This window comes from Glycomyces sp. NRRL B-16210 (genome assembly GCF_000719515.1).
In the GTDB taxonomy this organism is placed as follows: domain Bacteria; phylum Actinomycetota; class Actinomycetes; order Mycobacteriales; family Micromonosporaceae; genus Glycomyces.
This window is the reverse complement of sequence record NZ_JOGR01000010.1, coordinates 103115-129093: the sequence shown is the minus strand read 5'-3', so window position 1 is coordinate 129093 and position 25979 is coordinate 103115. Positions and strand designations below refer to the sequence as shown.

Annotated in this window: 18 protein-coding genes and 1 pseudogene; 8 read left to right on the top strand and 11 right to left on the bottom strand. The window is 71.6% G+C overall.

The window, feature by feature from the left end; translation table 11 throughout:
* Positions 1-85 precede the first annotated feature (85 nt).
* A complete protein-coding gene (locus IF12_RS0114785; RefSeq protein ID WP_030159620.1) occupies positions 86-4147 on the top strand; it encodes a bifunctional nitrate reductase/sulfite reductase flavoprotein subunit alpha in 4062 nt (1353 codons plus the stop codon).
* Here IF12_RS0114785 and IF12_RS0114780 read toward each other — a convergent pair.
* Together IF12_RS0114780 and IF12_RS27270 are read right to left on the bottom strand one after the other, a co-directional pair.
* Positions 4141-4761, bottom strand: a complete 621-nt coding sequence (locus IF12_RS0114780) for a GyrI-like domain-containing protein (RefSeq protein WP_030159618.1) — start codon at positions 4759-4761, stop codon at positions 4141-4143. The two genes, IF12_RS0114785 and IF12_RS0114780, sit on opposite strands and share 7 nt — an antisense overlap.
* A gap of 1262 nt (positions 4762-6023) precedes the next feature.
* Positions 6024-7568, bottom strand: a pseudogene (locus tag IF12_RS27270) (pectate lyase); the annotation flags it as partial.
* A 159-nt stretch (positions 7569-7727) separates the two neighbouring features.
* On the opposite strand from IF12_RS27270, the gene IF12_RS0114770 reads away from it, so the two are divergent.
* Both IF12_RS0114770 and IF12_RS0114765 read left to right on the top strand, forming a co-directional pair.
* Positions 7728-8639: a phosphotransferase gene (locus IF12_RS0114770; RefSeq protein WP_030159615.1), complete on the top strand. Its 912-nt coding sequence runs from the start codon at positions 7728-7730 to the stop codon at positions 8637-8639.
* Between the two features lie 49 nt (positions 8640-8688).
* Positions 8689-9405 carry a hypothetical protein gene (locus IF12_RS0114765; protein ID WP_030159612.1) on the top strand — a complete coding sequence of 239 codons (717 nt, stop codon included), beginning with the start codon at positions 8689-8691 and terminating at the stop codon, positions 9403-9405.
* Positions 9406-9470: 65 nt separating this feature from the next.
* On the opposite strand, the gene IF12_RS23135 is transcribed toward IF12_RS0114765, so the two are convergent.
* The 3 genes from IF12_RS23135 to IF12_RS0114750 are packed head-to-tail and all read right to left on the bottom strand — an operon-like array spanning position 9471 to position 12438.
* Positions 9471-9884 carry a hypothetical protein gene (locus IF12_RS23135; protein ID WP_035749169.1) on the bottom strand — a complete coding sequence of 138 codons (414 nt, stop codon included), beginning with the start codon at positions 9882-9884 and terminating at the stop codon, positions 9471-9473.
* Between the two features lie 14 nt (positions 9885-9898).
* Positions 9899-11539, bottom strand: coding sequence for a hypothetical protein (locus IF12_RS0114755; protein WP_030159609.1), 1641 nt, complete (start codon positions 11537-11539; stop codon positions 9899-9901).
* A gap of 20 nt (positions 11540-11559) precedes the next feature.
* Positions 11560-12438 (bottom strand): hypothetical protein, encoded by an 879-nt coding sequence (locus IF12_RS0114750; RefSeq protein WP_051704420.1) that lies wholly within the window; start codon positions 12436-12438, stop codon positions 11560-11562.
* A gap of 200 nt (positions 12439-12638) precedes the next feature.
* On the opposite strand from IF12_RS0114750, the gene IF12_RS0114745 reads away from it, so the two are divergent.
* Positions 12639-13367: an NUDIX domain-containing protein gene (locus IF12_RS0114745; protein ID WP_081913620.1), complete on the top strand. Its 729-nt coding sequence runs from the start codon at positions 12639-12641 to the stop codon at positions 13365-13367.
* Between the two features lie 54 nt (positions 13368-13421).
* Here the strand turns inward: IF12_RS0114745 and IF12_RS0114740 are convergent, their stop codons facing one another.
* The 5 genes from IF12_RS0114740 to IF12_RS0114720 form a co-directional block, all read right to left on the bottom strand.
* The gene (locus IF12_RS0114740) at positions 13422-14645 is read right to left on the bottom strand and encodes an ROK family transcriptional regulator (protein WP_030159602.1); all 1224 of its coding nucleotides are present in this window, start codon (positions 14643-14645) and stop codon (positions 13422-13424) included.
* A 24-nt stretch (positions 14646-14669) separates the two neighbouring features.
* Positions 14670-17255 (bottom strand): beta-galactosidase, encoded by a 2586-nt coding sequence (locus IF12_RS0114735; RefSeq protein ID WP_197034734.1) that lies wholly within the window; start codon positions 17253-17255, stop codon positions 14670-14672.
* Positions 17256-18182 carry a carbohydrate ABC transporter permease gene (locus IF12_RS0114730; RefSeq protein WP_030159597.1) on the bottom strand — a complete coding sequence of 309 codons (927 nt, stop codon included), beginning with the start codon at positions 18180-18182 and terminating at the stop codon, positions 17256-17258. It abuts the gene before it with no gap.
* Entirely contained in the window at positions 18182-19069 is an 888-nt protein-coding gene (locus tag IF12_RS0114725) for a carbohydrate ABC transporter permease (RefSeq protein ID WP_030159595.1), read from the bottom strand. The genes IF12_RS0114730 and IF12_RS0114725 overlap by 1 nt, the downstream gene beginning before the upstream one ends.
* An 89-nt stretch (positions 19070-19158) precedes the next feature.
* On the bottom strand, positions 19159-20427 hold the full coding sequence (locus IF12_RS0114720) for a sugar ABC transporter substrate-binding protein (RefSeq protein ID WP_030159592.1): 1269 nt from the start codon (positions 20425-20427) through the stop codon (positions 19159-19161).
* A 265-nt stretch (positions 20428-20692) separates the two neighbouring features.
* On the opposite strand from IF12_RS0114720, the gene IF12_RS0114715 reads away from it, so the two are divergent.
* Both IF12_RS0114715 and IF12_RS0114710 read left to right on the top strand, forming a co-directional pair.
* On the top strand, positions 20693-21871 hold the full coding sequence (locus IF12_RS0114715) for a damage-control phosphatase ARMT1 family protein (protein ID WP_035749168.1): 1179 nt from the start codon (positions 20693-20695) through the stop codon (positions 21869-21871).
* A gap of 86 nt (positions 21872-21957) precedes the next feature.
* Positions 21958-22887 (top strand): alpha/beta hydrolase fold domain-containing protein, encoded by a 930-nt coding sequence (locus IF12_RS0114710; RefSeq protein WP_197034733.1) that lies wholly within the window; start codon positions 21958-21960, stop codon positions 22885-22887.
* Positions 22888-22890: 3 nt separating this feature from the next.
* Here IF12_RS0114710 and IF12_RS0114705 read toward each other — a convergent pair whose 3' ends face one another.
* Positions 22891-24516, bottom strand: coding sequence for an acyl-CoA dehydrogenase family protein (locus IF12_RS0114705; protein ID WP_030159586.1), 1626 nt, complete (start codon positions 24514-24516; stop codon positions 22891-22893).
* Between the two features lie 160 nt (positions 24517-24676).
* Here IF12_RS0114705 and IF12_RS0114700 point away from each other — a divergent pair, with 160 nt between their 5' ends.
* Together IF12_RS0114700 and IF12_RS0114695 are read left to right on the top strand one after the other, a co-directional pair.
* The gene (locus IF12_RS0114700; RefSeq protein ID WP_030159584.1) at positions 24677-24973 is read left to right on the top strand and encodes a GNAT family N-acetyltransferase; all 297 of its coding nucleotides are present in this window, start codon (positions 24677-24679) and stop codon (positions 24971-24973) included.
* A gap of 28 nt (positions 24974-25001) precedes the next feature.
* Complete coding sequence (locus IF12_RS0114695) at positions 25002-25952, top strand: pirin family protein (protein ID WP_030159582.1); 951 nt, start codon at positions 25002-25004, stop codon at positions 25950-25952.
* Positions 25953-25979: the final 27 nt, after the last annotated feature.

Sequence of the window (25979 nt, the reverse complement as noted above, 5' to 3'; positions counted from 1 at the left end):
GAAACAGCACTCGACACGCACGCGACACGCGGTCGTCACGGGCGTTCTCTACGGTCGAGGCCGGTCGGTCAGGGGAGGGGACGTCATGTCGTCAGGCGGTGCGCGGTCGAAGTCGGAGCAGGTGCGGACCGTGTGCTCCTACTGCGGGGTCGGCTGCGGGATGCTCCTCGACATCAAGCGCGGCCCCGACGGGCGGCGCTCGGTCGCCAAGGCCTCGGGGGACAAGGCGCACCCGGCGAACTTCGGGCGCTTGTGCACCAAGGGCGCGACCACCGCCGACATGCTCTCGGCCCCCGGGCGGCTGGAAACCGCGCTGATGCGGCCCGAGCGCGGCGCCGAACCGGTCGCGGCGAGCCTCGACGAGGCGGTCGCCGAGACCGCGCGGCGCTTTCGGGCGATCATCGACGAGCACGGGCCCGACGCGTTCGCGCTGTACGTCTCGGGCCAGATGAGCCTCGAAGCCCAGTACCTCGCGAACAAGCTCGCGAAGGGCTTCGTCCGCACCAACCAGATCGAGTCGAACTCGCGCCTGTGCATGGCCAGCGCGGGCACCGGCTACAAGCTCTCGCTCGGCGCGGACGGACCGCCCGGTTCCTATGAGGACTTCGAGCGGGCCGACGTGTTCTTCGTGATCGGCTCGAACATGGCCGACTGCCACCCGATCCTGTTCCTGCGCATGATGGAGCGCGTCAAGGCCGGCGCGAAGCTCATCGTCGCCGACCCGCGGCGCACCGCGACCGCCGAGAAGGCGGACCTGTTCCTGCCGGTGCGCCCCGGCACCGACCTGGCCCTGCTCAACGGCCTGCTGCACCTGCTCGTGGCGGACGGGAACATCGACAAGGCCTTCATCGAGGCGCACACCGAGGGCTGGGAGTCGATGGAGGCGCTCCTGGCCGACTACGCCCCGGCCGCCGTCGCCGCGATCACCGGCGTCCCCGAGGCGGACCTGCGGGCCGCGGCGGCGCTGATCGGCGAGGCGGGGGAGTGGATGTCGTGCTGGACCATGGGGCTCAACCAGTCCACGCACGGCACCTGGAACACCAACGCGCTCGTCAACCTGCACTTGGCGACCGGCGCGATCTGCCGCCCCGGCAGCGGGCCGTTCTCCCTCACCGGGCAGCCGAACGCCATGGGCGGCAGGGAGATGGGCTACATGGGTCCGGGCCTGCCCGGGCAGCGCTCGGTCCTCGTCGACGCCGACCGCGCCTTCATCGAGGACCTGTGGGACCTCCCGGCCGGGTCGATCCGCGGGGACGGCGTCGGCAAGGGCACCGTGGAGATGTTCGAGCACCTCGCCGAGGGCCGCATCAAGGCCTGCTGGATCATCTGCACCAACCCCGTCGCCTCCGTCGCCAACCGCAGGTCCGTCATCGAGGGCCTGGAGTCCGCCGAGTTCGTGGTGACCCAGGACGTCTTCGCCGCCACCGAGACCAACGGCTACGCCGACGTCATCCTCCCCGGAGCACTGTGGACCGAGACCGAGGGCGTGCTCATCAACTCCGAGCGCAGCCTCACCCTCGCCCAGCCCGCCGCCGACCCGCCCGGCGAGGCCGCCGCCGACTGGCGGATCATCGCCCGCGTCGCGACCGCCATGGGCTACAGCGGGTTCGACTACGACAGCGCCGAGGAGGTCTTCGAGGAGATCAAACGCGCCTACAACCCCAAGACCGGCTACGACCTGCGCGGCGTCACCTACGAGCGCCTCCGCGAGACCCCCGTCCAGTGGCCCGCCGCTCCTGGCGGCCCCGCCCGCAACCCCATCCGCTACCTCGACGAATCGGGCCGCCCGGTCTTCCCGACCCCCTCGGGACGCGGCGTGTTCTTCCCGAGGCCGCATATCCCGGCCGCGGAGATGCCCGACGACGACTACCCGTTCACCCTCAACACCGGCCGCCTCCAGCACCAGTGGCACACCCTCACCAAGACCGGGAAGGTCCCCAAGCTCAACAAGCTCAACCCCGGGCCGTTCGTGGAGATCCACCCCGACGACGCCGCCCGCCTCGGCGTCGCGGAGGGCGACGCGGTCGAGATCGCCTCGCGGCGCGGCCGCGCGCTCCTGCCTGCGGTCGTCACCGACCGCGTCCGGCCCGGCTGCTGCTTCGCCCCGTTCCACTGGAACGATCTCTTCGGCGAGTACCTGAGCGTCAACGCCGTCACCAACGACGCGGTCGACCCCCTCTCGTTCCAACCCGAGTTCAAGGTCTGCGCGGTCGCCCTCGCCAAGTCCGCGCAGGCCGTCGTCATCACCCCGCCGCAGATCGAACCCGCCACTGTAGAGCAAGAGGCCGCCGACTCCGGCCCGCTCGCGACCGCGCTCGGCCTGACCCGGGCCGACCGGCCCGAACTCGACCAGAGCGAACGCCGCTACCTCTCGGGATTCCTCTCCGGCCTCGAGTCCGGCGCCGCCGGCGTCCCGGTCCTGCCGCCCTCGGCGCCCCTGCGGCCCGACACCGCACTGTGGATCGACGGCCTCCTCGCCGGATGGTTCTCCCGCACTGATATCCAGACCACCCGGGCCCCCGCACCCGACGCCCCGGGCCGCGAGGTCCTCGTGCTCTGGGCCTCCCAGACCGGCACCGCCGAAGGCTTCGCCGCCGAGGCCGCCCAGCGCCTCACCGCCGCCGGCCACCGCGTGACCCTCCGCGGCATGGACGAGGCCGACCCCGCCCAGCTCACCGCCGGGGACGTCCTGCTCATCACCAGCACCTTCGGCGACGGCGACGCCCCCGACAACGGCTCCGGCTTCTGGGACGGCCTCGCCGGCCAAGGCCGCCTCGACGACCTGCGGTACGCCGTCCTCGCCTTCGGCGACTCCTCCTACGACGACTTCTGCGGCCACGGCCGCCGCCTCGACAAGCGCCTCGAAGAACTCGGCGCCGACCGCCTCGTCGCCCGCACCGACTGCGAACCCGACTACGAGACCGCCGCCGCGGCCTGGCTCGACCAGGTCCTCACCGCCTTCGCCGGCACCCGCGCCGCGGGCCCCGCCACGGTGCGCGAACCCGAACCCGAAGCGCCCGCACCGGCGCCGCCCGCCCCCGCCCACGTCCTCGCCCCGCTCGTCGGCAACCGCCTCCTGAGTCTGCCCGGCGCCGCCAAAGAGGTCCGCCAGTTCACCTTCGACCTGTCCGACACGCCCCTGTCGTACAACGTCGGCGACTCCCTGAGCGTCCGCCCGGTCAACCCGCCCGACCTCGTCGCCGAATGGCTCGACCTCACCGGCGCCGACCCGGGGGAACCCGTGGTCCTCGACGGCCACGGCACCGTGCCCTTCGCCGAGGCGCTGGCCGAGCACCTCGACATCGCGAAGCTCACCGGCGGCCTGCTCAAGTTCGCGGCCGAGCGCACCGGCGACCGCCTCCTGCACAAGCTGCTGCGCCCCGACAACCAGGGCGAGCTGGCCCAGTGGTCCTGGAGCCGCCAGGCGGCGGACCTGCTCATCGAGCACCGCCCGGAGGCGAGCGCCCAGGAGTGGGCCGAGGTGCTCAAGCCGCTGCGCCCGCGCCAGTACTCGATCTCCTCGAGCCCGCGCACCGACCCGGCGCGCGTCTCGCTCACCGTCTCGGTGATCCGCTACGAGAGCCCCTTCGGGCGCGACCGGCGCGGGGTCTGCTCGGCCTTCCTCGCTGACGCCGATCCCGGCACCCCGGTCCCGGTGAAGGTCCAGGCCTCCCCGCACTTCAAGCCCCCGGCCGACCCGGAGGCGCCGATGATCATGGTCGGCCCCGGGACGGGCGTCGCCCCGTTCTACGGGTTCCTCCAGGACCGCCGCGCCCGCGGCCACGGCGGCGCGAACTGGCTGTTCTTCGGCGAGCAGCGCCGGGCCACCGACTTCTACTACGAGGAGGAGCTGGCCGCGCTCCAGACCGGAGGCGTGCTGCGCCGCTTCGACACCGCGTTCTCGCGCGACCAGCGCGACAAGGTCTACGTGCAGGACCGGATGCGCGAGCACGGCCACCACGTGTGGTCGTGGCTGGAGAACGGCGCGCACTTCTACGTGTGCGGCGACGCCTCCCGCATGGCCAAGGACGTGGACCGGGCGCTGCGCGACATCGTGGCCGCCCACGGCGGCCTCGGCGGCGACGGGGCCGCCGCCTACCTCAAGCGCATGGCCGCCGAGAAGCGCTACGTCCGCGACGTCTACTGAGCCTGCGCGACCGGCTGCCTGAGGACCGTCCTGAGCTTCTCCGGAGCGGTCCGGCGCGGGTCGCCGAGGTAGATCTCGTGGTGGTCGCCGTTGAACGTGAAGCCGTTGGCGGGCATGTACTCCCGGTGGAGGCGCTCCAGCACCGGCGTCTCGTCGTCGTAGGAGCCGATGTGGAGGATCTGGACGCTGGCCCCCTCGGTGAAGGCGTGCGTCCGCAAGCGCTCCAGCGCCGGGTTCGGCCGCTTCGCCGCGGCCTGGGCGAGTGCGGCCTCCACCATCGCGTCGGTGGTCCACTCGGGGCGCCAGATCATCATGGTCCACTCCCAGTCGTCCTTGCGCCGGGCCAGGAAGGCGGCCGGGTCCGCCGCTCGCCACAGCCCTTCCAAGGGCCCGACCACGTAGTCGCGGCCGAGGTCCCGCTTCGAGGCGAACTTGAGCGCGTACGAGGCCCCGTACAGGGCCTCGACGGCCTCGGTGTAGGCGGCGGCGGTGTTCGGGTCGCCGCGGCCGTCGACGGCGAGGTAGGCGAGGCGGGGCACCTCGACCACCGCGAAGTCCTTCGAGGACGGTCCGTAGAGCGCCTTGCGCGCCTTCTTGACGTCGTACTTGTCCATGGCGTCCCCTCTCGGTCCGACCGGAGCCTAGCGCCGCCCTGGGACATCCCCCCGCACGCGGCGGACCGCCCTGTCCGGAATCCGGACGGGGCGGCCCGCTCGTGCCGACTTCAGGCTGGTCAGAGGTCGACCACAGTGCCGCCGATCGTCACGGTGAGGGCTCCGTTGGAGGCGAAGCTCCAGCTCAGGTTGCCGGAGTACTGGGAGCACCGGGACCCGTTCGAGCCGTTCCAGAACTGGTTCGAGCTGTCGGAGTTGCCGATGATGCGGTCGTTCGACCCGCTGTTGCAGGAGGTGTTGTTGCGGAACACCGAGCTGCCGCCGTCGAAGTTGAAGTTCCGCTCCTCGCTGCCGATGCTCAGGTTGTTCGAGATCGTCATCGAGCCGAGGTTCCGGTTGTAGGTGAAGCCGTGCTTGCCGTTCTCGTAGGAGATGGACCGGACGACCGTGTGGTTGACCGAGATGTCCTCGCCGCCGAGCTTGTAGCCGTTGCGGTCGCCGTTGCCGGCCTGCTGGCCGTTGGAGAGCGTGCCGTTGTCGAACGCCAGCGAGTCCTCGATGGTCACCGCCCCGATCGCGCCGGTGTCGGACTTCGTGTAGAGGTCCCACCCGTCGTCGATGTTGTTGTGGGCCACGCAGAACCGGAAGACGTTGCCGTCACCGGAGGTGAGCTTCGCGGCGAAGCCGTCGGCGTCCTCCCCGTCGGAGTCGGCGTTGTCGTGCGACACCGAGCTGAGGATGAGGTTGTTCGAAGGCCACTCGCTGCGCGGCGCGCCCGCGGTGTACCGGGCGATCTGGAGGCCCGTGTCGTGGTTGAAGCGGGTGATCACCCGCTCGATGATGTTGTTGTCGCCGCCGACCAGGATGCCGTTGTCGCCGGCGTGCTCGACGATGATGCCCCTGAAGTGCCACCAGTCGCCGCCGAGCTCGATGCCGCGGTTGGCGGAGTCCTCGGACTGGGCCGAGAAGTTGAACACCGGGGTCTCGCCGGGGAGGGCGAACAGCTCGGTGCGGTCGCCGGAGAGGCCGCTGTTGCCCGGGGCGATGTCGACGGTCTGCGAGATGCTGTAGGTCCCGCCCTTCGCCCAGATGGTGCCGCCGGCCTCGATCCGGTCGATCGCCGAGGCGAGCGTGGTCGGGTCCGACTCGGTGCCCGAGGCGCCCGAGCTGCCGGTCGGGGCGATGTACAGCTCGTCGCCGCCCTGGCCCGGTTCGCCGGTGCCGGGGTCGGTGGGCACCTGGCCGCCGCCGCCGGGGGCGGAGCTCGCGTACGTCTCGAACTCGGCGACCCTCGGGGTGCCGTTCGCGCCGGTGATCTCGAAGTTGACCTTCTTGAGCGAGGTCGGCGTGAACGTGATGGTGCCCGCGCCGTTGCCGGTGGCCAGCACCGCGCCGTTGTCGTTGTTCACCACGCGCCAGGAGCCGATGTTGCCGGAGGCCCCCGACTCCTCGCGGATGACGATCGCGCCGACCGTCGTGGCCGCGCTCCACTTGACCGAGATGCGCCCGGTCGTGCCGCTGGGGGACCAGTAGCTGCTCAGGTTGCCGTCGATCACGTCGCCGTAGCTGGTGTTGCTGGCCTTGGAGGAGCCGTCGGCGCCCGCGCCGAGGCTGAGGTTGCCGCCGACGGGGTCGCCCGGGTCACCGGTCGGGTCCTCGGTCGGGTCCTCCGTGGGGCCCTCGGTCGGGCCGTCGGTCGGCTGCGTCGAGGAGCAGTTGCCGTCGGAGACCTTCAGGCCCTTGTTGGCGCCGGCGGTCTCCGCCACGATGTCCGGCACGCAGCCGGCGTCGTCGAGCGAGTACGAGTACGGAATGCTGACGGTGGTCGTGGAGGTCGGGTTCGGACCGGCCGGGTTGGTGTCGCTGCTGGGGCTCGACCAGGTCACGTTGTCGAAGATGTTCCCGCTGACCTGCCAGTAGCCGGTCTGGTTGGTGTAGAAGGTGCCCAGAACGTCCTTCGAGTCCTCGAAGTAGTTGTTGTCCACCTTGACCTTCGCGCCGAGGCGCGAGTTGATCCCGGAGTCCCAGACGCCCGTGAAGTGGTTGTTGTAGGTGTGGGCGGTGCCGGCGCGCAGCAGCGGCGTGCGGGACTTGAGGTTGTCGTACAGGTTGTGGTGGAACGTGATGAACGAGTTGCCGGTGTCGCTGTCGCCCGATCCGATCAAGCCGCCGCGGTCGGAGCCGCGCAGGATGTTGTAGGAGACGGTCACGTACTGGGTGTTGTTCTTCATGTCGATGAGCGCGTCGTAACCGTCGCTCTCACCGCCCGAGGCCTCCAGCGTGTTGTGGTCGATCCACACGTTGCGCACGTTGGCTTCCATGCCGATCGCGTCGCCGCCGTTGGAAGTGGGCGAGCCCGACTTCTTGACGTTCTTGACGGTCACGTTCTGGATGATGATGTTGCTGGCCTCGCGGAGGTGGATGCCGATCTGGTCGAAGACCGCGCCGCTGCCGACACCGACGATCGTGACGTTGCTGACCTGCTTGATCTCGATGACGTCGTCGGCGGTGTTGCAGCTGCCGGAGACCTTGCTGGTGTTGCCGTGGTTGATCGTCCCCGAGACCTGGATGATGATCGGGGTGGAGTTGCTGGCCCTGCCGCACAGGGCCTGGTGGATCTGGGTGCCGGTGGAGGCCTGGACGACCTGTCCGCCCGCACCGCCGGTGGTGCCGCCGTTCTGCGTCGCGTAACCGGTGGGACCGGTCTGCTGCGCGGAGGCGTGTGTCAAGGTCATGAAGGCGCCGGCCGCCACTAGCGCGAACGTGGCCACCGCCGCCCCGAGCCTAAGTTTGAATGAACGTCTCATCGATTACTACCTCTCGCTGAGGGAGACATTGAGGCTTTTCAATGAATCTAAGGCAAGGGCTTTCACAGAGTCAAGGGCAATGCGCAACCGATTGCCAAAAACTTTTCGCGCCGCCCTCCCGCCCGCGCCCGGCGACGGCCCGCGAACGATACTGAACGTATGCAGCACATCGCCTCTCCCGAGACGCTCGCCGCGTTCGGCCTGCGCCTCCTCGGCAGGCCCGAACCCCTCGAAGGCGGCTGGGACAACGGCAACTTCCGCGTCCCCACCGACCGGGGCGCGATGGTCGTGCGCGAGTACCGGGTCTCGGGGATCGAGAAGGTCCGCGCCGAACTGCGCCTCGTCGCCCACCTCGCCGAGCACGGCTACCCGACCCCGCCGCCGCTCGCCGCCGGCGGCGAACCGGTCCTCGACGCCGAACGGCCCGTCGCCGTCTTCCCTTGGGTCGCAGGCGAAGTGCCCGAGGCGATGACCCCGCCCCTCGCCGAGCGCGCCGGCGAACTGCTCGCACGGATGCACCTGCTCACCGCCGACTGGGACGACGACCGCGTCCCGGTGATCGACCGCCACGGACTCCTGCGCGACTCACTGGACCTCCGACCCCCGCTCGCGGGCGTCGACGCCTGGCACGAGGCCACGCGGCGCTTCCTGGACGAGCGCACCGACGAGCTCGACCGCCTCGCCCTGCTGCCCTCGGGCCCGCTGCACCACGACCTCCACCGCCACAACCTCCTCGTCGCCGACGGCGAGGTCACCGCCGTGCTCGACTTCGATGAGCTCAACCGCGGCCCGCTCGTCATCGACCTCGCCCGCGCACTCCAGTACGCCGCCCTCGACCGCCCGGACCTCCGCCTGCCCCGCGCGGTCGCCGACGCAGCGCTGGCCGGCTACGAGCGGACCCGCCCCCTGTCCGGGGCCGAGCGCGAACTCCTGCCGCTCGCCCTCGACCTGGCCGGCCTCGTGGACACCGCGCTCTTCCTGGAACACGACGCCGCCGGACTCGGTCTGACCCATGTGGACGAAAGCCACAGCTGGAGCGCCTACCTGCGCAACACGAACGCCCTCGCCTGAGCCGTCCCGCCCATTGCAACCCCCGCCCAACCCCCCGAAGGGAATGCGCATGTCCTCGTCGGAGCCCGATGCCGACCTCCCGCCCGAGACGAATCGAAGCCGCCTCGCCGTCCGCGTGCTCATCGCGATCGGCCTCGTCGTCGTCGCGGTGAGCGCGACCGTGATCGTCCTCGTCGGACGCGGCGACCCGATCGGCGAGACCCGGGACGGCGCCGACCCGGCCGCGCCCGCCGAGGCCACCGCGACCGCGACCGCCGAGGCCCTGCCCGAGGACTACGCGTGCTTCGCCTACGACGTCACCGGATTCGAGGCGTTCGCCGGCGGGGCCGTCAACGACGGGTACGCCCTCGAAGACGCGTACTGGTCGTACCTCGACCTGTACGGGACCGGGATGATCCACTGCGAGTTCCTGGTCGGCGACCCCGACGACGGCGTCGAGGCGGGCGTCACCGTGTGGGCCGAGCCCGACGCGGCCGCGGCGGCCGAGAGCCTCGCCTGGGAACGCGGGAACTGGGAGTCCGCCGGCGACGGCGCCGTGGAGGACTACGCCGGTCCCGCCGGGGAAGGGTTCCTCTACACCGCCGCGGACCGCGACGCCTACCTCTACCTGTGCGTCCTCGACGGCACCACGATCGTCTCGGCGGACCTGAGCCGCACCCCCGAGGGCCGCACCCCCGAAGAGGCCGCCGCCGTCCTGCTGGACCTCGCGGAGCAGGGGATCGGCGTCTACGCCGAGCACCCTCCCGAAGGGACCGACATCGAGTAGGGCACAAGGCGAACGACGGCCGCGCCACCCACTGGCGCGGCCGTCGCCCATCGTGGAGGCGCCGGTCAGCCGTCCCCGCGGACCATCGCCACCAGCTTCTCCACGATCTCGGCGATGGCCCGGAAGGGTTCTACGGCCTTCGCCAAGTCGCCGAGCTTGCGCAGGACCCGCCCTGGCGGCTTGCGCTCCTCCAGGTCCTCCTGGATCTCGTCCACCCGGTCGGTGAGCGAGTCGTGCAGCTCGCCGACCTGGCTGCGGTGCACCTCGAGCTCGTCGCGCAGGGTCTCGAGGAGGTCGAGGAGCTCGGCGAGCCGCTGCTGCGCCGCCGCGTCGCCGGCGGTGGTCACGAACCCGCGCGAGCGCTCGCCGATCGCGCCGACGATCGCCGAGGAGCCGGTGCCGAACGCGCCGGTGTGCACGTCCCTGACGCTGTAGCCCCCGGGGTTCGCGTCGATCTGAGTGTCGTCCTGTCCGGACATGAATCGTTCCCTTCTCATGCGTTCACGCTTCCGCGGCTGTGGTCGCCCACCGCTCCGATGGTGGCCTGGGCGCCTTCGCCGATGGCGCCCGCGTTGACCTGCCCGTAGTTGACGATGCCGTTGTTGATGATGGTCTGCGCGAATCCGGTGAGCTGCTGGATGTCGACCTTGCCGTCGAGGAAGGCCTTGACGGCCTTGAGCAGTTGCGCCTCCAGGATCTCGGTGTACTTCACCGCGTCGCGGTTCTGGAAGTAGCTCTCGCGCCCGCGGCTGCCGAGTTCGCGGATGCTGACCAGCGCGCCGGTGTCGTCGGTGCCGCCCGAGGCGGCGAGCTTGTTCCGGATCGCCGAGTTGATCGCCCTCACCGCGCCGATCGGGCCGGTGACCAGCGCCAGCGGCGCCCTGGTGATCCCCTTGGCCACCGCGAGGCCGGTCCCGGGGTTCGGCGCGTTCGCCGCGGGCCCGAACACGTGGTATGCCTCGGAGGTGGGCGGCAGCGCGTAGCTGTGGAACTCCATGTAGAGCGTGTCCCCCTGCACCGCGGTGTGGATGAAGAAGGTCGTCACGGTCTCCCCGTCCCACGAGGTCGCCTGGCACCGCAGGTAGTGGCGGATCGGCCCGGTCGGGTCGGCCTGCACGACGGGGAACTCGGCGGGGAGCCCGGCCTGGGCGAGGTCCGCGAGCGTGTGCACCGGCCACGTCGTGGCGGTCCCGGAGACGTAGAGCTGGTCGGACAGCTCCAGGCCCGGCAGGAACCGCGAGTGCCCGTGGTCCTCGGCGAGCGCGGCGACCGCGGCGCGGACGTGCGCGTTGAGCCCCGCGGAGTCGAAGCCGGGCCACACCTTCGGCCGGTCGCCGCCGACGGTGCGCAGCGGCATCGCGAACTGCCAGGTGGCGATGCTCTCCCCGGCGCCCACGAAGGGATCGCGGTGCGGGCTGTAGTTGACCACGTCGGACCCGCCCTGAAGACCGCGGACGAACTCGATGCGCCGGTCGGTGGCGGGCTCGTTCTGGCCGTTCACGAGGTTCGCGACGCGGCGGGCCCGGGTGAGCTCGGCGACGACGCTCGAGGCGAGGAGCACGCCGAGGGCCAGGACCATCAGCACCACGCCGGCGCCGTTGCCCGCGGCGGCCTCCCGGTCCGAGTCGGATCCGGACCCGCTCGACTCCATCGCCTGGAACGCCGGTCCCATCGCGAAGAGCAGCAGCAGGACCACGGCGCCGATGATCAGCGGGACCGGCCGGGCCCTGGTGTCGGGGTCGGCGCCGAACGCGCGCTGCGCGACCGCTCCGACCAGACCCCACACCAGGAGCAGGCCCGCGAACGCCACGGGGATGTGGACGAACGGGATCACCAGGAAAAGCAGGAGCGCGGTGGACGCGGCGACCACGTGCCGAGCGGTCGAGGTCGCGCGGGCCGACCTGGCGTGTGCCAGGACCCGCGCGCCGTCGGCGCCGTGGTTCGGGGCGACCGCGCGCATCGGCTGGTGGTAGATCTTGTCGAGGATCGCGTCCCGGTACTCCTTGTCGAGCCACGCTCCGGCGCACAGGTGCCGGGTGGTGGTGTTCGCCGGGACGGCCTGCGGCGGCGCCGGCTGCGGCGCATGGGGTCCCGGCGGCGCGTGCTGCCGGGTCTGAATCGGTATCTCGTGCATGGTCCGGTTCCTTCGATGGGTCATTTCTCGGACGGGGCCTGGTTGAGGTGGATCGTGCCGTGAGCGCGATCGCCGAAAGCGGCGATGGTCGCGACCGCTCCCTGCCCCATGGCCCCTATGTAGGTGGTCCCGCCGGCCTCGGCGTCGCCGCGGCCGGGTTCCTCTCGCGGATCGAGCCGTTCGAGCAGGGCCAGGGCGAAGGCCCCCGCGTGCCTCGCCGCTCGCGGCTGCCGGTCCTCGTCCGCGGCCTTGGTCTTGTCCGAGAGGAGGTCGGAGACGCCGCGGACGACCATGGCGTCCATGCCCCCGGTGCGCCAGGCCGCAGCGAGCGCCCCGAAGCCCTCCATGTCGATCCCCTGGGCGTCGCCGCAGTGCCGGTCGATGAGCGCGGCGGTCCCCGAGTCCACCCCGGTGATCACTTTGGACCCGGCCGCGATCGGCCGGTGGTGGACCCGCGGGCGCTCGCCGGCGCCGATCCGGTCGAGCCAGGCGCCCTCGATCGCCACCTGGTGCGCCTGCTCCGCGAGCCGGTGCGTGGACTGGAGGGTCTTGATCCGGGTCAGGTACGCCTCGTCGGTGTCCTGTCCGGACTCGTAGCCGTAGACCTCGGTGGCGGCGATGACGTCGCCGACGCGTGAGTCGCGGCGGCCTCCGGCGACGCCGACCAGGAGGACCACCTGCGGCTCGAACTCGGCGACGGCGCGTTCGACGGCGGCGGCCGCCGCCTCGTTGTTGCGTCCGGTCATGGTCAGGGCGAGGGTCCAGACGCCGTGGCGCCCTTGGAACTCGGTGGTCTTGAAGACCGTGCCGCGCACGGTCCGCTCGGTGAACTGGTGGTCGGGCAGGAGGCCGAGGACGGCCTGGTACTCGACCGGCAGGGGCATGGCGAGGACCGCCACGGGTCCTTTCGTGTGTGGAAGCAACGCAGACTCCGGCTGCCGCAGGGAAGGGGGATGTGGTGTGGATGTGACGAACGCTGGGCATTCGAGAAGTCATGTCGTATGCTGATGGATCAGCATATATTGTTTGTTTGACTGTAACGTGATCCCAGCGTACGCACGGACCGCAGTTTTTGTCAAGTCGCCAATAAGGAGCAGTCTTGATCGTCCCCGAAGCCGCCCCCGTCGCCATCGCCGCAGATGTGGTCATCCTGACCATCCGGGACGGCCGGTTCGCGGTCCTGCTCGTCGAGCGCGGCACACCGCCGTTCAAGGGGATGCTCGCGCTGCCCGGCGGCTTCCTCGAATCCGGTGAGACCGTCGACCAGGCCGCCGCGCGCGAACTCCAGGAGGAGACCGGGCTGGACCCCTCCCGGGCGCGCCTGGAGCAGATCGGCGTCTACTCCGAGGTCGACCGCGACCCGCGCGGCCGGATCGTCGGCGTCGCGTTCTCGGCGATGGTCCCCGACGCGGCCGCGCCTGCCGCCGGCGGCGACGCGTCGGCGGCCCGGTGGGTCCCGGTGGACCGGGCGCTGGGGGAGAAGCTCGCGTTCGACCACGACCGGATCCTGGAGCGCGCGGTCGAGCACGCCCGCCACCAGTTGGAGCACACCGGAGCGGCCGCGGCCTTCTGCGGCGAGGAGTTCACCGTCAGCGAGCTGCGGCACGTCTACGAGGCGGTCTGGGGCGCCACGCTCGACCCCGGGAACTTCCACCGGAAGATCACCAAGATCAACGGGTTCCTGGAGTCCACCGGCCGCACGGCCGTGCGCGACGCCGGCCGCCCGGCCCTGCTCTACCGCGCGGACGCGAAGGGCCGCCTGGACGTGCCGCTCCCGATCCCGCGGACGGCCCCGCAGGACCGCAAGGCGGCCCCCACCCGCGGCTGATCCGCAACGGCCCCAAGGGATCACCCAGGCGCCGCATCGATCGGCGCCCGCCCGTCACAGCGCCGTCGGGACCCTCGTCGTCACCAGGCCCACGTCGCCCAGGAACCGCTCCAGGGCGATGGTGGCGATCCCGGTCGCGACCGAGTTGCCCCGCACCGTGGACACGGCGATCGCCAGGTCGGCCGCCGAGTCGCCGGGCGCCTCCTGGCGCACCCGGCGGCGCACGGCCGGCACGAGGTGATCGCCCAGCGCCCACGCCGTCCATCCCGTCAGCGCGATCATCTCGGGGTTGACGATCGCGACGAGGTCGGCGATGGCCGACCCGAGGTAGCGCGCGGTCTGCTCGATCGTCTCGATCACCGCCGGGTCCGCCGGCGGCGCGAGCGCCGCCGCCAGCGCCCCGATGAACTCGCGCTGCATCGGCACCGCCGCCAGCGGGTGCTCGGGGGAGATCGCTCCCAGCGTCCGCTGGATGCCCGCCGCGCCCACATAGGCCTCGACGCAGCCGCGTCTGCCGCAGCGGCATTCGCGCCCGTCGAGGGACAGGAGGCTGTGTCCCCACTCGCCCGCGAAGTTCGTCGCGCCGCGCAGGATCGTGCCCTCCAGGACGATCCCCGCGCCCACGCCGGTGCCGAGGTTGACGGTGATCATGCTGGCGTTGCGCCGCCCCTCGCCGAACCACAGCTCGGCGGTGGCGATCGCCTTGAGCGGGTTGTCCACCACGATCGGCAGGTCGATGCGCTCGCGCAGCCGGTCGATGTGGTTCCAGGTCGCGTTCGGCACCACCACCGACACCGCGCCCCAGCGCTGCATCCCCCCGGGGAGCGAGACGCCGACGCCGAGCACGTCCTCGCGCGTGGCGCCCGCGCGGCCCAGCGCGGTGTCGAGGGCGAGCACGATCGCGTCGATGACGTAGTCGGTCTCCTCGTGGTGCTCGTCCGTGGCGACCTCGGCCGAGGCCCGCTCGTCGAGCGCCGCGTCGAACACGACCGCCCGGACGTAGGTCTCGGCCACGTCGATGCCCACGATGCGGCCGCGGTTCCCGTTGAGGCGCAACGTGGTCGTGGGCCGGCCGACGCGCCCGCTGGTGAGCCCGGCCTCGGTGACGATCCCGCCTTCGAGCAGGTCGCTGACGACCGTCGCGACGGTCGCGCTGCTCAGCCCGGTCACGCCCGCGAGGTCGCCCCGGCTCGCCTCCCCCGCCAGCAGCAGCGCGTGCAGCACGTCGAGCCGCGACTCGCTGCGGATGTCACGGGAGGTGCGCCGGTTGATGGACATGTCCGCTCCAGGTTCGCTACGGGGTCATTCAGGTGTGCTCGCGGCGGTCACGCGCGTCAGGCGCGGCCTCGCGCCGCCGGCGGTCCCGCGGACCAGCAGGCGGATCGCGCCGGTGTTCCACGCGCCCGGCAGCCACAGCCGGCCGGGGTCGCCGCCGGTGAACCGCGGCCGGGCCGCGTCGTCGGTCCACACGCGTCCGAGCAGTTCCCCGCCCGCGAACGCGCTGACGCGGACCTGGGCGCCCTCGAACCGCAGCGAGCGGCCGCCTGAGGGCACGGCCACGTCGAGCCAGATCTCCTCGCCCGGTGCGACCTCGACCGGCAGCTCGACGCGCTCGCCGCCGCTCTCGCGTTGGGCCAGAGCGATGATCGCGTGGTCGGGCTGGGGTTCCACCGTCCAGTCTCGCACGGACGCAAGCCGAAGGAGGTCCGCACCTCCCTGCGTGATCGGCCAGTGCGGCAGCGTGACGGCCACGTCCCGGCCCTCGCCGGGCGCCAGGTGCACCCAGGGGTCGTGCGGGCTCACGACCCGGGCGGACCCGTCGACGTTCACTTCGCACGGCCGCTCGAGTCCGTTCAGGTGCAGCGCATGGTGGTGCACGCCGTCGACCGGCAGCGCGCGCCGGTAGGTCGCCGGGCGTCCGATCCTGGTGCTGCTCCAGCCGCCGAGCGAGCGCACCGGCGCCGGATCGCCCGCCCACTGCTCGTCTCCTTCGACCGTCCACAGTGCGGTGACGTCCTCGCGGGCGGTCACCGACCAGACCCGTCCGAGGCCCCGCAGCGACCCGATCGCGAGGCCGGGGAGGCGGGCGTCGTCGAAGTTCGCGTGCCCCCAGGTCTCCACGGTCGCCGCGAATCTGCCGCCTTCGACCGGCACGAGCACGCTCGCCCCGTACGGCACGAGGCTCGGCAGGGCGCGGCCGTCGAACGCGAGGTCGACGATGTCGGCCGCGCCCTCGATGAGCAGTTCTCTTTCTTCTTCAAGCGAAGTCGCGTAATGCGTCCGTCCCCGGTGGACGCCCACGGCCTCCGAGACCGGCGCCAGCTCGTGGCTCGACGCCTCCCCCGAGCGGGTCGCCAGGTCGAGCCGGACCGCGCCGGTGAGCGCTTCGGGTTCGCCCGTGGCGGCGGGCGCGCTCGGCGGCGCGTCCACGTCCGCGGGGTGGCGGACCACGAGGTCCCATGCGTCCGCGCCCGATCGCACCGTGGCCCGCACGGGCGCACCGGGTTCGGGCGCTTCGAGTTCGACCGCGGCGGCGGCGCCGTCGCCGCCGAGCGCGACCACGCTCGCGGTGCGCGAGGCGAATTCGAGCCCGCCTTCGCCGGCGCCGACGAGGTCCGCGGAGCTGAACCGCAGCGTCCCCGGCAGGCCGAAGCCCGCCAGCGGCAGGTCGCGCAGCACCAGGGCGCATGAGAACGGCGCCAGGGCGAACCGCACCTCGCCCAGGCCCGCCACGGTCACGGCCGCAGCGCCGGGTTCCTCGCCGAGGTTCGGCACCCCGGTCACCGTGCCGCCGCCTTCGAGCACGAGCTGCGACGGCGAGTCGCTGGTCGCCGCCGCGACCTCCGCGATGCCCTCGGCCGCTCGCGTCGTCGCCCGTGCCAGTGCCGGGCCGAGCGTCCTAGCGAACGCCGCCAGGACCCGGGCCTCGTCGGTCTCGGGCCGGGCCTCGCCCACGGGGGAGAGGTAGCCGCCGAAGTCGTAGTCGTGGGTCATGAACCCGCCCGGGTCGCCCCAGTTCCCGACCGAGGGCGTGTACCCCAGGTCCACTCCGGAGGCCTGGAGGTACGGCGCGAGCAGGGTCGCCCCGCTCGCGAGCAGGCGCCGCAGGGTCGTGTGGCGCCGGTTCGTCTCGGTCACCAGCAGCGGCAGGCCCCTCTCGGCGACGAGGTCCGCGTACCGGCGCACCTCGGCCTCGACGAACGGGGACCGGTCGTCGGGGTAGAAGTTGAACGCCGGGACCACGCCTTCGACGCCGCCGGTGGCGCCGACCAGGTCGCCCTGGCCGGCGCACGCGATGAGCGGCACCTCGACGCCGTGCCCGACCGCCATGTCGCGCAGCGCGCTCACGTACGCGTGCCGGTCGTGCGTGTCGAAGAAGTCGAGCTCGTTCTCCAACTGCACGGCCACGACCGAGCCGCCGCGGTCCCACTGCCGCTCGGCAAGGATCGGCATGGCGCGGTCGAACCAGCGCCCGACCTGCGCGAGGAACCGGGGCTCGGCCTGGCGCAGCCGAAGCCCCGCTTCGAGTCCGAGCCACGCGGGCAGGGCCCCGCCGTCCCATTCGGAGCAGATGTAGGGGCCCGGCCGCGCGATCACCGCCAACCCGGCTTCGCGCGCGAGGTCGAGGAACGCGCCGACGTCGCGGCGGCCCTCGAAGTCCCACACGCCCGGCGACGTCTCGTGGAAGTTCCACGGCAGGTAGACGTCGATCGCGCGGTAACCGGTGGCGCGGACCTGCGCGAGCCGCGCCTCCCAGACCTCCCGGGGGAGCCGGAAGTAGAACAGCGACGCGCACAGCAGCGCCTCCTCCCGGCCGTCGAGCACGAACCCGGAGGCCCCGAGCCCGACGGTCCGGTTCACCACAGCCGCGTTGGACAGATCAGTCACTTACTTCACTCCCGCACTTCCGCCTTGGAGGTTCATTTCGTAGAGGTACTTCTGGCCGAGGTAGTAGATCGCGATCATCGGCACGGTCAGCAGGATCGAGCCGACCATGACGAGGTTCCACGGGGGCAGCTGCATCGCGTTGCTCGTGGAGGTCATGTACTGGAGGCCCAGCGCGAGCGGCATGGACTCCTCGGAGTTGAGGTAGATGAGCGGGCCCATGAAGTCGCCCCACGCGGCCGTGAGCGTGAAGATCGCGATCGCGGTGAGGATCGGCCACATCATCGGCAGGATGATGCGCCGGTAGACCCCGAAGTACCCGAGCCCGTCGACCTGCGCCGCCTCGTCGAGTTCGCCCGGGATGCGGGAGACGAACTGCCGCACCAGGAACACGTTGAACGCGTTGGTGAAGAAGTTCGGGACGATGAGCGGCAGGTACGTGTTCACCCAGCCGAGTTCCTTGAACAGCAGGAACTGCGGGATCATCGTGATCTGCGCGGGGATCATCATCGTGGCGAGCACGATCATGAACATGACGCCCTTGCCCGGCGCCCGCAGCCGCGCGAACGCGTAGCCGACGAGCGAGGACGAGATCACCTGGCCCACCGCCGAGAGCGTGGCGATGAGGACCGAGTTGAGCACGAAGCGCCCGACCGGCAGTCCGGTCGCGGTGAACACCGAGGTGAAGTTCGACCACTCGAACTCTGTGGGGATCACGGTGAACGCGTTCTGCGCGCTGGTCTGGTCGCTCGCCAGGGAGATCGAGACCATGAGCACGAACGGCACGAAGAACAGCGCGGAGACCACCAGGAGCACCGCGTAGGTGGCCGGGGAGGCCTTGAACGCCGAGAGCGTCCGCTTGGCCGTCTCGGCCTCGGGCCGGCGGTCCTTGCGCCCGACGGCCGCCGGGGTCGGGGTGGAGAGCTGCATCAGCGCACCTCCGTCTCGTAGAAGACCCATTTGCGGGCGGTGCGGAACGCGATCAGGGTGAACACCATGATCACGACGAACAGCAGCCACGCGATCGCCGAGGCGTAGCCGAAGTGGTAGAAGGAGAACGCCTCGCGGAACAGCAGCGGCACCATCATCTGGCTCGCGTTGTCCGGGCCTCCCGAGGTGAGGATGTACACCTGCGAGAAGATCTGGAACGACCCGATGAGCCCCATGATCAGGTTGAAGAAGATGACCGGGGTGATCTGCGGGAACGTCACCGACCAGAACTGGCGCCACGCCGAGGCGCCGTCGATCTCGGCGGCCTCGTAGAGCTCCTTGGGGATGCCGTTCATGGCCGACAGCAGCAGCACGGTGGCCGCGCCCGCGCCCCACGCGGACAGGACGATCAGCGCGGGCTTGACCCACGTGGCGTCCAGGAGCCACGCGGGCCCGTCGATGCCGAACCACCCGAGCAGGTCGTTGAGCGGGCCCGAGGGCGCCAGGACCATCTTGAAGACCATCGCGGTGGCCACGAGCGGGACGAGCGTGGGCAGGTAGATGAAGGTGCGGAACAGCTTGCGTCCGCGCACCCGCTTGTTGAGCAGGTTCGCCAGCCACACGCCGATGACCAGGCCCAGCGGGACGGAGATGAGCGCGTAGTAGAAGGTGTTCCCGAGCGCCTTCCAGAACACCGGGTCCTGGGTGAGCGCCTTGCGGTAGTTCGCCAGCCCGACCCATTCGGGCGGGGTGAACGAGTCCCATTCGGTCAGCGAGATGTAGACCGACGCGATCATGGGGCCGAGCAGGAACCCGACGAACCCGATGAGCCACGGGGAGATGAAGAGCCAGAAGTAGAAGGCCTCCTTCTTCCCCCGCCGGGACATCCGGTGGCGGACGGTGCGGCGCCCCCCGGCGCGGAGCGCGACGCGCTCCGCGCCGGGGGCCTCGTCGACGAGATTCGACATCGCTGCGCCTACTGGAGGATCGACTCGAGTTGCGCCTGGACCTTGTCGAGTTCGGTCCTCGCGTCGCCGCCCTCGTTCCAGAAGGTGCCCAGGTTGTCGTCGAAGGCCGCCTGCATCTCGTTCCACTCGGGGATGAGCGGCGCCTGGAAGATGAACGCCGAGGACTCGCCGAAGGCGGCCATGTTCAGGCCCTCGGGGGCCCACTCGGGCGACAGGAACGCCTCGGACTGCTGGACTTCGAGGTTCGCCGGCACGTCCTGGGCGTTCTCGATGATGATCTGCTGCGCCTCGGCGTCGGTGAGGAACTCGATGGCCGCGAAGGCCTCCTCGGGGTTCTCGCTGTCGCGCGAGATCGCCAGGCCGGAGCCGAACGCCGACACCGCCTGCTCCTCGCCCTGCCACATCGGGGCGATGTCCCAGTTGACATCGGACTCGATGAGGCTGCCGATGGCCCAGAACCCGGTGGTGTTCATGCCGAGCCTGCCCGCGGCGAAGGCGGGGTCGCCGCCCATGTCCGGGCCCATGTCGGCGTACTCCTCGGCCGTGGGCACGACGCCGTGGACGTGCGCGAGGTCGTTGGCCCACTGGAGCGCCTCGACGACCTCGGGGGAGTCGACCGCGGCCCGGCCGCCGTCGTCGATGATCTGCCCGCCGTTCTGGTAGGCGAAGCTCCACCACTGCGCCCACCAGCCGGCGCCGCCGTAGCCCCACTGCTCGCCGGGGATCGTCAGCTCCTCCATGGCCGCCTGGGCGTCCTCCTGCGTCCACTCGGCGGTCGGGTACTCCACGCCCGCGGCGTCGAACAGGTCCTTGTTGTAGTAGACGATCATCGCGCCCGAGCGGTCGGGGATCGCGTAGGTCTCGCCCTCGTAGGTGTAGAGCTCGCCGACGGGGCCGAAGCGCTGCTCCATGTCGAGTCCGGAAGAGTCAATGAACTCGTCGAGGGGGACGAGCTGGCTCTTGGACGAGTAGGAGTTGACGCCCTCGGCCACCTGCATGATGTCGGGGCCGTCGCCGCCGGCGATCATCGTCTGGACCTTCTGCTCGTACTGGTCGCCGGGGATCAGCTGGAGGTTGATCTTGACGTCGGGGTTCTGGGCCTCGAACAGGTCGATGCGGGCCTGGTACGTGGCCTTGTCGACGTCGCTGCCCCAGACCACCATCTTGAGGGTGCCGTCATCGGATCCGCCTGAGCCGCATGCGGTCAGGGCCGCCACGCCGAGCATCGCCGTAACGGCGAGTCCGGCGCGGCCGCGCCACCGGGACTTGTCCACCATGTCTTCCGCCTCCTTGCGGTAACGCGCCGCCGAAGGGGTCGGCGCTGAGTTAAGACAGTGTTAAATCTAACCAATAGATAAAGGGTTGAAAAGAGGGGGTCGGGAATTATCTCCGCCGCTAGGGAGCCGCCCGCGGGCCCGCCGCCCGCTCCCACACCCGCCTCACCGGCCCCCACCCGACGCGAACCCGTGCGTTCCCGCAGGCCCCCGCGGCGCGCGGCGATGCGATCATGCAGGGGTGCCCCGAGCGAACGGAGTGACGGCAGTGAGCGATCGAGACCGAACCGCAACACCCCCGAGGATCGGGATCGACCGGCCCGGGTCCTTCAGCAGGGCCGTCTTCCACGAGCGCCACCCGACGCTCATCGCGAACCTCGTCGACGACCACCCCTACCCGCCGCGCCTGCGCTCGCGCCTCGAAGCCCTCCTCGCCGAGTCCCTCGACGCCGCCGTGCCGCCCGAGGTCCCGACCGGCCCGAACACCGCGTTCTGGACCGCCCAGATCGCCGAGCGCGCCGGCTCGCCCTGGTCGGCCCTGCCGTTCCTGTGGGCCGAGTCGTACTTCTACCGCCGCCTGCTCGACGCCGTCGAGCACTTCGACCCCGTCTCCGCCTGGGGCGGCGTCGACCCGTTCGCGCCGCAGAAGCGCGCCCAGCTCGACGGCCCCGAGATCCGCGACGACCTCGACGCCTACACCGGCCTCGAAGGCGAGGGCCGCCGCCGCGCCCTGCTCCACGCGAGCCTCTGGGGCAACCAGGCCGACCTCGGCTTTCGCACCAACAACGACGCCGCGAGCCGCAACGCCCCCACCGGCGAGGTCGTCGCCGACGACACCGACGCCGTCTGGGACCTCCTCGACCGCCCCGGCGACCGCCCGGTGATCGTCGTGGCCGACAACGCCGGACGCGAACTCACCGCCGACCTCGCCCTCATCGACGCCCTCCTGGAGACCGGACCGGTCGAACTCCACCTCAAACCCCACCCCTACTTCGTCTCCGACGCCACCGGGCAAGACGTGCTCGCGACCCTCGACGCCCTCGAATCGCACCGGAGACCGCAGGTCCGCGCCCTCGCCGAGCGCCTCCGAGACGCCCTGCGCACCGGCCGCCTGCGCATGACCGCCCACGGCTTCTACGTCCTGCCCACCACCTACCGCGGACTCCCCGCAGACCTCCGCGCCGACTTCGCCGCCGCCCGCCTCGTGATCCTCAAAGGCGACCTCAACTACCGCCGTCTCGTCGGCGACCGCGAATGGGACCCGGCCACCCCCTTCGACCAGGTCGTCGACTACTTCCCCGGACCGGTCGCGGCACTGCGCACCGCCAAGTCCGACCTCGCCGTCGGCATCGACCCCGCCCGCCTCGCCGAACTCGAGGCCGACGAGCCCGACTGGCGCACCAGCGGCACCCACGCCGTGATCCAGCTCCACCGCCCGCGCCCCTGACCCGCACCGAACGGAAGGCGCCCGCGCACCCCGCGCCGCCGTCCGATGGAATGGACCCCGAGCACCACCCACCGAAGGAGACCCCCGTGCCGGTCGACGAGTACTTCACCGCGATCTTCCGCGCCACCGAGGCCGCCGCGGCCGCCGGCGGGACCGAAGCCGAGATCCAGGAGCGCACCCAGGCGTTCCTCCAAGCCCACCAAGGCGACCCGAAGCAGTGGGACGCGACCGGCGTGGCCATCGAGGTCGCCGCGGTCGCCGGCCCCCACGGCCCGATCCCCGTCCGCGTCTACCGCCCCGAAGCCGAGACCACCGGCGCGATCCTCTGGGCGCACGGCGGCGGATTCCTCGCCGGCGACCTCGACATGTACGAGGCCCACGCCGTCGCCGTCGAACTGGCCCGCCGCGCCGGAGCAGCCGTCGCCTCAGTGGACTACCGCCTCGCCGTCGAAGGCGTCCGCTACCCCGTTCCGATCGACGACGTCCACGCCGCCTGGAACTGGTGGACCGCCCAACCGCTGCCCGAAGGCGCCCCGATCGCCCTCGGCGGCGCCAGCGCCGGGGCCGCCCTCGCGCTGGCCAGCGCGCTGCGCAGCCGGGACGCCGGGACCCGCGCGCCCGACGCGCTCCTGCTCGCCTATCCGTTCGCGCACTACCCGAACCCGGCGCTGACTCCTGAGCAGAGCGAGGCGATGGCGGCCGTGCCGCACCGCTTCGCCCCCGAGGACATCGAAGGCATGGTGCGCAACTACGTCGGCCGGATCGGCGACGTGCCGCCCGACGCGCTGCCGGGCGCGGCCCGCCTCGACGGCCTGCCCGCCACGCGGATCGTCGTCGCCGAGTACGACGACCTGCGCGCCTCCGCCGAGCTGCTGGAGCGCCAACTGAGGGAGGTCGGCGTGCCCGTCGCGTCCTATCTGGCCCGGGGCATGACCCACGGCCACCTGAACCACTCGCCGAAGCTCGCCGAGGTCGACCGCTCCCTCGACTTCTTCGCCGAAGGCCTGCGCGGCTGAGTGTCAGTCGCCGTCCGGCAGGTGCCGGGCGACGATGGCCGCGGCCGACTGCACCGGCACCGCACCGTAGCCGAGGCCCCGGTCCGCGCCCAGCCGCGAGTCGCAGAACGCGTCGGCCACTTCGGACGGGGCGTGCCGGACGAGCAGTGCCGCCTGCAACGCCAGTCCCAGGTCCTCGGTGAGGCGCCGCGCCCCGGCCTGCTCGACGCCGCCCGCGAGGGTCCGCTTCACCCGCTCGACGTGCGCTGCCAACCTGGTGTCCGCGGCGGCGGCCGGTGCGATCTCTGCCAAGAACGCCTCGGCCGATTCCGGCGCGGCTTGCAGCGCGCGGAGCACGTCGAGGCAGATCACGTTCCCCGAACCCTCCCAAATGGACAAGAGCGGCTGCTCGCGGTAGCGCCTCGCCAGCGGCGCCTCCTCGATGTACCCGTTGCCGCCCAGGCACTCCAGCGCCTCGGCTGCGTGGCCCGGCCCGCGCTTGCACACCCAGTACTTCGCCACCGCCGTCGCGAGGCGCCGGAACGGCGCGTCGCCGGGCTCGTCGTAGGCCGTGGCCAGCCGCATCATCGTGGCCGTGGCCGCCTCCGACTCCACGCACAGGTCCGCGAGCACCTGCGTCATGAGCGGCTGGTCCACCAGGCGCTTGCCGAACGCCGAGCGGTGCGAGGAGTGCCAGGCCGCCTCGACCGCGCTCTGGCGCATCCCGCCTGCGGTGGCGATGACGCAGTCCAGGCGCGTGTGGTTGACCATCTCGATGATGGTCGCCACGCCGCGCCCCTCCTCGCCCACGCGGTGGGCGAGGGCGTCGTGCAGTTCGATCTCGGCCGAGGCGTTCGACCGGTTCCCGAGCTTGTCCTTCAAGCGCTGCAACCGGATCGCGTTGCGCGCCCCGTCCGGCAGGACCCGCGGCAGCAGGAAACACGTGAGCCCGCCCGGCGCCTGCGCGAGCACCAGGAACGCGTCGTTCATCGGCGCCGAGCAGAACCACTTGTGCCCGCGCAGCGCGTACATGTCCTCGCCCGCGGGCGTCGCGGCCGTGGTGTTGGCGCGCACGTCCGAGCCGCCCTGCTTCTCGGTCATGGCCATGCCGATGAGCACGCCCGCCTTGTCCTGCGGCGCCCGCAGCCCCGGGTCGTAGACGCCGGCGGTGATGCGCGGCTCCCACTCCGCGGCGAGCGCCGGTTCCCTGCGCAGCGCGGGCACGGCCGCGTACGTCATCGAGACCGGGCAGCAGTGCCCCGGCTCGATCTGGGCGAGCATCGACATGAGCACCGCCCTCGCCGCGTGGACGCCCGGTCCCGTTTCGGCCCAAGGCATCGCGTGCGCGCCGTGTTCGACCGCGAGGCGCATGAACCGGTGCCACGACGGGTGGAACTCGACCTCGTCGATCCGGTTGCCGAACCGGTCGTGGGTGCGCAGCACCGGCGGATACCGGTTGGCCTCCTCGGCCCACCGCGCCGCATCGGCGCCCGCGAGGACCGCGCCGAGCGTTGAGGCCCGTTCGCCGATCCACCCCGCGCCCGACCTCTCCGCGGCCTCACGCAGCGGCGCGTTCGTGTCGTACAGGTTCCGGTCCACCAGCGGCGGCGGCTGATTGGCAACGGTGTGGGTCTCGGCAAAGCCGGTCATCGCGCGCTCCCTGACTCGACGGATCCCACATGGTAGTACTCCGCGGCGCCGAAGGGGACCCGCGTCCGCTCCCGATTCCCCGGCACGCGCCCGGCCGAGTCGATAGCGTTGCCCCATGGCCGCGGCCCGCACCGGGCCGCCCTTTCTCCAGGGAGCACTCATGACCGTCGAAGTCACCGACGCACCCGACCGCAACCGCTACGAGGCGCGGATCGACGGCGAACTCGCCGGGTTCGCCGAGTACGTCCGCGAAGCCGAGCTGATCACCTTCACCCACACCGAAGTCGACGACGCCCACAAGGGCTCGGGCACGGCCTCGGCCCTCGCCCGCTTCTCGCTCGACGCCGCCCGCGAGGCCGGCCTTCGGGTGCGTCCGGACTGCAAGTTCTACGCCCGCTGGATCGGCGGGCACCCCGCGTACGCCGACCTCGTGGACGACGATCCGGGCCGGGAATGACCGCGCCGTCCCGCAAAGGATCCGCCTCATGAGCAACCTCGACCCGCGCCCGGACGAGACCGCCTGCCGCGCAACCGATGCGGACGGTCCGGTCGTGCGACTCCTCGAAGCGCGCGACGTGCCCCTGGGCGGGATGCGGGCCATGTACGTCAGCCGCACGCTGCCGCAGCGGACCGTGCCGACCGTGGGCGCGTGGTGCTTCCTCGACCGGTTCGGGCCCGAGCGCACCGACATGGCGGTCCTGCCGCACCCGCACACCGGCCTCCAGACCGTCACCTGGCCGATCGAGGGCACGATCCGCCACCGCGACTGCCTCGGCAGCGACGTGCTCGTCAAGCCCGGTCAGCTGAACCTCATGACCAGCGGCCGGGGCATCGCGCACTCGGAGTTCTCGATCGGCGAGTCCCCGCTGCTGCACGGCCTCCAACTGTGGATCGCCCTGCCCAGCACCGCGGACCCGATCGCCCCGGCCTTCGAACAGCACACCGACCTGCCGCGGTTCGAACGCGGCGGCCTGCGCGGCGTGGTCGCCGTGGGGGAGTTGCACGGCGAGACCTCCCCGGCCACGGTGTTCACGCCGCTGCTCGGCGTCGAACTCGAACTCGACGCCGGCACGGCCGCGACACTGCCGCTGCGACCCGGTTTCGAGCACGCCGTGCTCGTCCTCGAAGGGGCCCTTGACATCGCGGGAACACCACTCGACGCCGGCCCATTGCTCTACTTCGGACCCGGGCGCGAGGAGCTGCCGCTCGCCTCGGCCACCGGGGCGAGGGCCTTCCTGCTCGGCGGCGAGCCGTTCCCCGACGACCTGGTGATGTGGTGGAACTTCGTGGGGCGCAGCCACGAGGACATCGTCCGCGCCCGCGACGACTGGGAGCGCCGCGACGCGCGGTTCGGGCCGGTCCCCGGCCACGGCGCCGAACGCATCCCGGCCCCGCCGATCCCGCCGGTGCACCTCACGCCGAGGCGCCGCGGCTGAACTCCGGGCGCTGTTGCGCCCGGAGCA